Annotated in this window: 7 protein-coding genes; 2 read left to right on the top strand and 5 right to left on the bottom strand. The window is 64.7% G+C overall.

The genetic code is table 11. The features are described from left to right. Positions 1 to 69: 69 nt before the first annotated feature. From CQ14_RS08610 to CQ14_RS08600, 3 genes are read right to left on the bottom strand one after another with little or no spacing between them, the layout of a single operon-like run. The gene (locus CQ14_RS08610) at positions 70 to 870 is read right to left on the bottom strand and encodes an enoyl-CoA hydratase/isomerase family protein (protein ID WP_057857482.1); all 801 of its coding nucleotides are present in this window, start codon (positions 868 to 870) and stop codon (positions 70 to 72) included. Between the two features lie 17 nt (positions 871 to 887). Beyond that, positions 888 to 2048, bottom strand: coding sequence for an acyl-CoA dehydrogenase family protein (locus tag CQ14_RS08605; RefSeq protein ID WP_057833926.1), 1161 nt, complete (start codon positions 2046 to 2048; stop codon positions 888 to 890). Positions 2049 to 2082: 34 nt separating this feature from the next. Continuing rightward, complete coding sequence (locus CQ14_RS08600; protein ID WP_057857481.1) at positions 2083 to 3150, bottom strand: acyl-CoA dehydrogenase family protein; 1068 nt, start codon at positions 3148 to 3150, stop codon at positions 2083 to 2085. Positions 3151 to 3430: 280 nt separating this feature from the next. Between CQ14_RS08600 and CQ14_RS08595 the strand changes: the two genes are divergently transcribed. Beyond that, entirely contained in the window at positions 3431 to 4213 is a 783-nt protein-coding gene (locus tag CQ14_RS08595) for an SDR family NAD(P)-dependent oxidoreductase (RefSeq protein WP_057857499.1), read from the top strand. A 122-nt stretch (positions 4214 to 4335) separates the two neighbouring features. On the opposite strand, the gene CQ14_RS08590 is transcribed toward CQ14_RS08595, so the two are convergent. Together CQ14_RS08590 and CQ14_RS08585 are read right to left on the bottom strand one after the other, a co-directional pair. Beyond that, positions 4336 to 4614 (bottom strand): GlsB/YeaQ/YmgE family stress response membrane protein, encoded by a 279-nt coding sequence (locus CQ14_RS08590; RefSeq protein WP_057857480.1) that lies wholly within the window; start codon positions 4612 to 4614, stop codon positions 4336 to 4338. A gap of 70 nt (positions 4615 to 4684) precedes the next feature. Next, positions 4685 to 5272, bottom strand: a complete 588-nt coding sequence (locus tag CQ14_RS08585) for a YidB family protein (protein ID WP_057857479.1) — start codon at positions 5270 to 5272, stop codon at positions 4685 to 4687. 135 nt (positions 5273 to 5407) lie between these two features. Here CQ14_RS08585 and CQ14_RS08580 point away from each other — a divergent pair, with 135 nt between their 5' ends. Next, complete coding sequence (locus CQ14_RS08580; RefSeq protein WP_057857478.1) at positions 5408 to 6415, top strand: 2-dehydropantoate 2-reductase; 1008 nt, start codon at positions 5408 to 5410, stop codon at positions 6413 to 6415. The last annotated feature ends 6 nt before the right edge of the window (positions 6416 to 6421 follow it).

Raw genomic sequence — 6421 nt, 5'->3', positions numbered from 1 at the left:
CCCTCATCCGGCGCTTCGCGCCACCTTCTCCCACAAGGGGAGAAGGGAAGAGTGCAAGCGGAAAGAGAACTACCGCCCCTTGAAATTCGCGACGCGGCGTTCGGCGGTGGCTTTCACGCCTTCCTTGAAATCCTCCGTCGCGCGGAGTTTCGTCTGCTCGACGAGTTCATGGTTGGTCGCAGCGAGCACGCGGTCGGCGAGGCCGGCGCGCATGGTGGCGCGGGTCGAGATCAGGCCGAGCGGGGAGCATTCGGCGATTTCGGCTGCGAGCTTCATCGCCGCGGCGCGCACCTGGTCCTGCGGCACGCAGACATTGGCAAGGCCCATCCTTGTTGCTTCCTCGCCGGTGACGCGGCGGCTGGTGTAGAAGATCAGCTCCGCATTGTTCTTGCCGACCAGTTCGGGAAGCGTCGTGGTCAGGCCGAAGCCGGGATGGAAGCCGAGCTTGGTGAAGTTCGCCGCGAAGCGCGCCTCGGGGCAGGTGACGCGGAAGTCGGCGGAGACGGCGAGGCCCAGGCCGCCGCCGATGGCAGCGCCATGGACGGCGGCGACAACCGGCTTCTTGTTGCGGAAGATGCGCACGGCCTGAACGTAGAGATGGTTGATCGGAAGGTTGGCGGCGGGATCCTTTTTCGCGCTTTCTTCCTGCTCCTGCCGCTTGGGATCGGAAAAATCGGCGCCGGCGCAGAACGCCTTGCCTTGGGCGGCGAGCACCGAGGCGCGGATTTCGATGTCGTTGTCGAACTCCTCCAGCGCGTCCGCGATCTGGTTGATCAGCGAGACGTCGAAGAAGTTCAAAGGCGGCTTGCGGATTTCGATCAGGCCGACGTGACCGTGCTTCTCGACGCCGATATCAGTGTATTTGCTCATGAGCTTTCCTCGTTGAATTAGCGCAGACCCAACCCACGGGCGATGATGCCGCGCAGCACCTCGGTGGTGCCGCCCTGTATCGTCAGCTTGGGCGCGGTCTTGATGGCGAAATCGAGCTGCTTTTCCAGCGTCTCGCGGTTGGTGGCGGTTTCCTCGACAAAGGCTGATAGCTCGCGCACGCGATGCGGCAGTTGCTGTTCCCAAATGGTGCCGATGTCCTTCACGATGGACGCCTCGACCACCGGCTCCTTGCCGGCCTGCAGCATGCCCGCGACCGAGACCGACATGCGCCGCATGGTGTGCACCTGCGCCACCAGCCGGCCGATGCCTTCGGCGCTGCGGGTATCAGGATTGTTGCCGACGGCGCGGACCAGTTCAGTCAGCACGTAATAGGTTTCGAGGAAACGTTCCGGGCCGGAACGTTCATAGGCGAGTTCGCTCGTCGCCTGCTTCCAGGCGCCGTCGATTTCGCCGAGCACGTGATCGTCGGGAACGAAGTAGTCGGTGAACACGACTTCGTTGAATTCATACTGCCCGGTGATCTGGCCGATCGGGTTCACCTGGATGCCCGGCTGCTTCATCTTGACCAGGAATTGCGTTAGCCCATGGCGGCGGTTTTCCTTGGTCGGCGGTGACGTCCGGAAGATCGCGATCATGTAGTCGGCGATATGGGCCGAGGAGGTCCAGATCTTGGTGCCGTTGATCAGATAGCCGCCGTCGGTTTTTGTCGCGCGGGTTTTCGCGGCGAACAGATCGGAGCCGGAATTCGGCTCGCTCATGCCGATGGCAAAGCAGATCTCGCCTTTGCAGATGCGCGGCAGGATCTCCATCTTGATGTGCTCGGGCGCGTATTTCAGAAGCACCGGGCCGCTCTGGCGGTCGGCGACGAAGAAGCGCCGCGTCGGCGCGTTCGCCACGCGCATTTCCTCGGTTACCACATAGCGCTCGAGAAACGAGCGCTCGTGGCCGCCATATTTCTTCGGCCAGGTCATGCCGAGCCAGCCGCGCTCGCCGACCTTCCGGGAAAATTCCGGCACGTCGGTGTCTTCGCGGTTCGGCTTGTGCGGATCGAAAGTGCCGGCGGCGATTTCTTCCGCGAGGAAGGCGCGCACTTCCTTGCGCAATTGCTCGCATTTGGGCGGTAGGCGGATCGGATCGAAACGGAGGGCTGCGGTCATTGTTATTCTCTATGCAGGCAAATCGGTGTTGACGTCAGCGCGAGGCCACCAGCGGCCATAATTCGTCGGCGCCTCTGACGCAGACGAGCTTGCCGAGCTCGACCGCCCAGTAGCTTTCCGAGCCGAAATCGTCGCGCCAGGCCAGCGCACGCAGCGAATAGCGATGCAGGATGTGCTCGACGGTGAAGCCGATCGCGCCGTGCACCTGATGGGCAATCGCGGCGCCTTTCTCCGCTGCTTCCGAGCAGCGGATTTTTGCCGCCACCGCTTCGAGAAACACTTCGTCGTCGAAGGAGGTGGCGTTGGCGATGGCATCCGCCGCCGAAGTTGCCGCGGCCAGCGCGGCCGCCGACTCGCCGGCGAGCCGCGCGAGATTGTGCTGCACCGCCTGGAATTTCGAGATCTTCTTCTCGAACGCGACGCGCTCATTGGAATAGCGCACGGATATTTCCAGCATCGATTCCAGCGCGCCCGCGATCTGCAAGGCACGCGCGACGCCGCCCATCAGCATCAGCCGGGGCTGGTCGAAACCGCCAGGCGCCGGCTTGGTCGCGACCGGCTGCACCTTGTCGAGCGTCACGGTATCGGAGTTGTCGCCGCCGAGGCCGATCCCAGCCTCGATCCGGCACTTGGAAGCATCGACCAGCGCAATTGAAAAGCTGCCTTTGGCATCGCTGGCGAGCACCGCAAAATGCTTTGCGGTCTTGGCGAACGGCACGCCGCGCGCCCGGCCGGAGAGGCTGCCGTCGGCATTGACGGTAATCCGGTCTTTCGGGCTTGCGGGCACCACCGTCATCTCGCCGTCGGGCGAAGCGATCTTGGCCTGCGCCAACAGCCAGCCGGCCAGCATGGTTTCGGCGAGCGGGACCGCGACGGCAAAGCGCCCGGCGGCGCTGAGAACGCTGAAGCCTTCGGCGAGCGAGGCGCCCGAACCGCCGCAATCTTCCGGCACCCAGGCCAGCGGCAGGCCGGCCTCCGTCAGCGCCTGCCACAGCGGGGCCTTCCACTCGCCCTTCTTGTCGTGATTGATGGTTTGGGCGTCGGCGAGATCGGCAAAGATTTTCTCCGCGGTCTCGGCAACGATGTTCTCACTCTCCGCCACAGCGTTCCCCAAATTTGAGATTGGCATGCCAGTCCCGACGTTTGTGCCGGGTTCGGCTGCGGTCTTTTCTTGCGCTTAATGATGGGCAAAAGCCATAGCCGTGACAAGCGCTGTCCGCAGGGCGGCATGAGGCGGTGGCATGATGATCGCGGGCGAAGAATAAATTCCGCGCAACGGACTTCTTCGGATTTGCAGGCCATTGGCCGCGCGATATGGTAGCCACCGGTCCTGCGAACCGACGGTTCGAAACTTTGATTCAAGAACAACAAAGGAAATGCGGATGTCGAAGGATGGTTTGTGCGCGATTGTCACCGGTTCAGCTTCTGGCCTGGGAGCGGCGACCGCGGCCATTCTGGCAAAGGGCGGCGCGCGCATCGTCGTCAACTATTCCAACAGCAAGGCGGAAGCCGAAGCGACAGCCGACCTCTGCCGCAGCGCTGGCGCCGAAGTCGTGGTGGTGCAGGGCGACGTGTCGCGTGACGAGGACTGCAAGAAGATCGCGGCCGCGGCGGTGCCGTGGGGGCGGCTCGACGTGCTCGTCAACAATGCCGGCACCACCAAGCACGTGCCGCATCACGATCTCGACGGGCTAACGGCCGAGGACTTTCAGCGCATCTATGCCGTCAACACGATCGGCCCGTTTCAGATGATCCGCGCGGCGCGCGCGCAGCTCGAGGCCGGCGCGAAGGCGTCGGGGCGGGCGTCCGCCGTCGTCAACGTCTCGTCGGTTGCCGGCATTTCCGGCGGCGGCTCGTCCGTCGCTTACGCCGCGAGCAAGGGCGCGCTCAACACCATGACGCAATCGCTGGCGCGGGCGCTGGCGCCCTTGATCCGCGTCAACACGGTGTGCCCCGGCTATATCGACACGCCCTGGTTCACCAAGGGCCGCGGCGAGGCCGGCGCGAAAGCGGTGCGCGACGCCGTGGTGGCGAAGGTGCCGCTGAAGGTGGCGTCGACCGCGGAAGACATCGCGCAGCTCGTGTGCTTCCTGGCGTCGCCGGCGTCGAGCAACATGACCGGCGAGTTCGTGCGCATGGATGCGGGCATGCATCTGGTGTTGTGATCGGAAGCGTAGGGCCTCGTAGCCCGGGTGAAGCGAAGCGCCAACCCGGGAGAACCGAAGCCGCGTGCGATGCTGTCCCGGATTGCGCTGCGCTCCGGGCTACGACCAAATACGCAATGTCGTCACCTATTTCCCGGATCCGGGATCATGCGCCTTGCCACCAGCCGGTTCCAGATGAACAGCACCACCAGCGCGCCGATGGTGGCGGTGATGAAGCCGGCGCCCTGGTCGGGGCTGTAATGGCCGATCGCCTGGCCGATCCAGGTCGCCAGAAATGCGCCGGCGATGCCGAGCACCGTGGTCAGGATGAAGCCGCTCGGGTTATTCGGACCGGGTGAAAGAATCCGCGCGATGATGCCGGCGACGAAGCCGACGAAGATGATCCAGAGAATGCCGCTCATGTCTGTCCCTTTCCCACTGCGTCGATGATGAAACGGCGGGGTGCTGCCAGCGCACCGCGCGATCGCGGCGTCAGATCCGTCCCGACATTTCGTTGTCGCTCGGCAGTCGCCCGTCCGGCGTCAGGTGATTGACGACATCGGGCAGGTACTGGCTGAGGCCTTGCAGCAAATCATCGCGCGACAGGCCGCTCTGCGAAGAGAGAGACTCGATCTGGTCGGCGCCGAGCGCGTTGGCGAGATCGCCGGGCGCGACCTGCTTGTTGGGGCCGTTGCTGACCCAGGAGTCGGCCTGATCGCCAAGGCCGTTCTGTTGCAACTGCTTCATGAGGTCGCCGAGGCCGCCGCTCAGGATGGTGCCGGCCGCGCCGCCCGCGAGCAGGCCGCCCAATCCGCCCTTGAGCAAGTCGCTCATACCGCCCGCGCCGCCGCCGGGCATGCCGGCAGTCACATTGCCGGGGGCAGGGGCAGGGGCGGGTGTCGGTCGCTGCGCGCTGCCCGCCTGACTGCCGGTGAAATGCTTGATGCCTTTCCAGGCCAATAGCGCCAGGATCGCCATTGTCATCGGTGACATGCCGCCGCCGCTATCGGATTGTGCGCTGGGGGTGCTCGGGCCGCGTGGGCCGTTCTGCATGCCGTTGAGTACGTCGAGTAAACCCATGGTCGTCTCCTCCGCGTAGCCCCGTGCGAAACATAAAGTCGGCCCATGACGGTTACAAGTCGCGGCCGGATGCGTCCGATAGGCACTGGCTGACGGTTCTGCTATCGAGGCTTGTTGCAACGCGATGGGTGTCAAATGGTTTCGGGCCAGACGATCGGTGTCGCGGGTGCCGGCAGCATCGGCTGCTTTGTCGGCGGCATGCTGGCGGCCGGCGGCCGCCCTGTCGCGCTGCTGGCGCGCCCGCGCGTGATTGCCGAAATCGAAGCGAGCGGCCTGCGGCCGACGAGCTTTGAAGGCTTCGACCAGACCATCCCACGCGATCGGTTCGCATTGTCGGAAAATCCTTCTGTTTTTGAGGATGCCGGCGTCGTGCTGGTCACGGTCAAGAGCGCGGATACCGCTGCCATGGCCGACGTGATCGCAAGGCACGCACCATCAGATGTGGTCGTGGTCAGCCTGCAGAACGGCGTCGGCAACGCGGCCGTGCTGCGTAACCGCCTGCCGGGCCGGCGCGTGCTGGGCGGCATGGTGCCGTTCAACGTGATCGCGCTCGGCAACGGGCGGTTTCATCGCGCCACCTCGGGCGACATTGTGATCGAGCAGGACGAGGCGCGCACGGCGGAGACACTGTCGGTGCCGGGATTGAAGGTGCGGCCGACCGACAACATCGAGGGCGTGCAATGGGGCAAGCTGCTGTTCAATCTCAACAACGCGCTCAATGCGCTGGCCGATCTGCCGCTGCGTAAGCAACTCAGCCAGCGCGCATGGCGCCGCCTGTTCGCCGACCAGATGGCGGAAGGCCTGGCCGCGATCCGCGCCGAGGGCATCAAGTCGGTATCGCCGACGCCGCTTCCCGTCGGCTTGGTCACGCATTTGCTGCGGGTGCCGAATTTCATCTTCGAAGCCGTGCTGGGGCGGACGATGAAGATCGATCCCGAGGCGCGCTCATCGATGTGGGAAGATCTGCAGCGCGGCCGCCGCACCGAGATCGACTACCTACAGGGTGTGATCACCGAAATCGCCGACCGGCGCGGCCTGGACGTGCCGCTGTCACGCCGGATCGTGGAATTGATCCGTCAGGCCGAGCGCGACGCCAACGGCTCGCCCGGCCTGACGCCGGAGCAGATTCGTAGGCGCTATTGATCGGCC

The organism is Bradyrhizobium lablabi (assembly GCF_001440475.1).
Classification (GTDB): domain Bacteria; phylum Pseudomonadota; class Alphaproteobacteria; order Rhizobiales; family Xanthobacteraceae; genus Bradyrhizobium; species Bradyrhizobium lablabi.
Note: the sequence above shows the minus strand (reverse complement) of the source record. Positions and strands in the feature narration are given on the sequence as shown.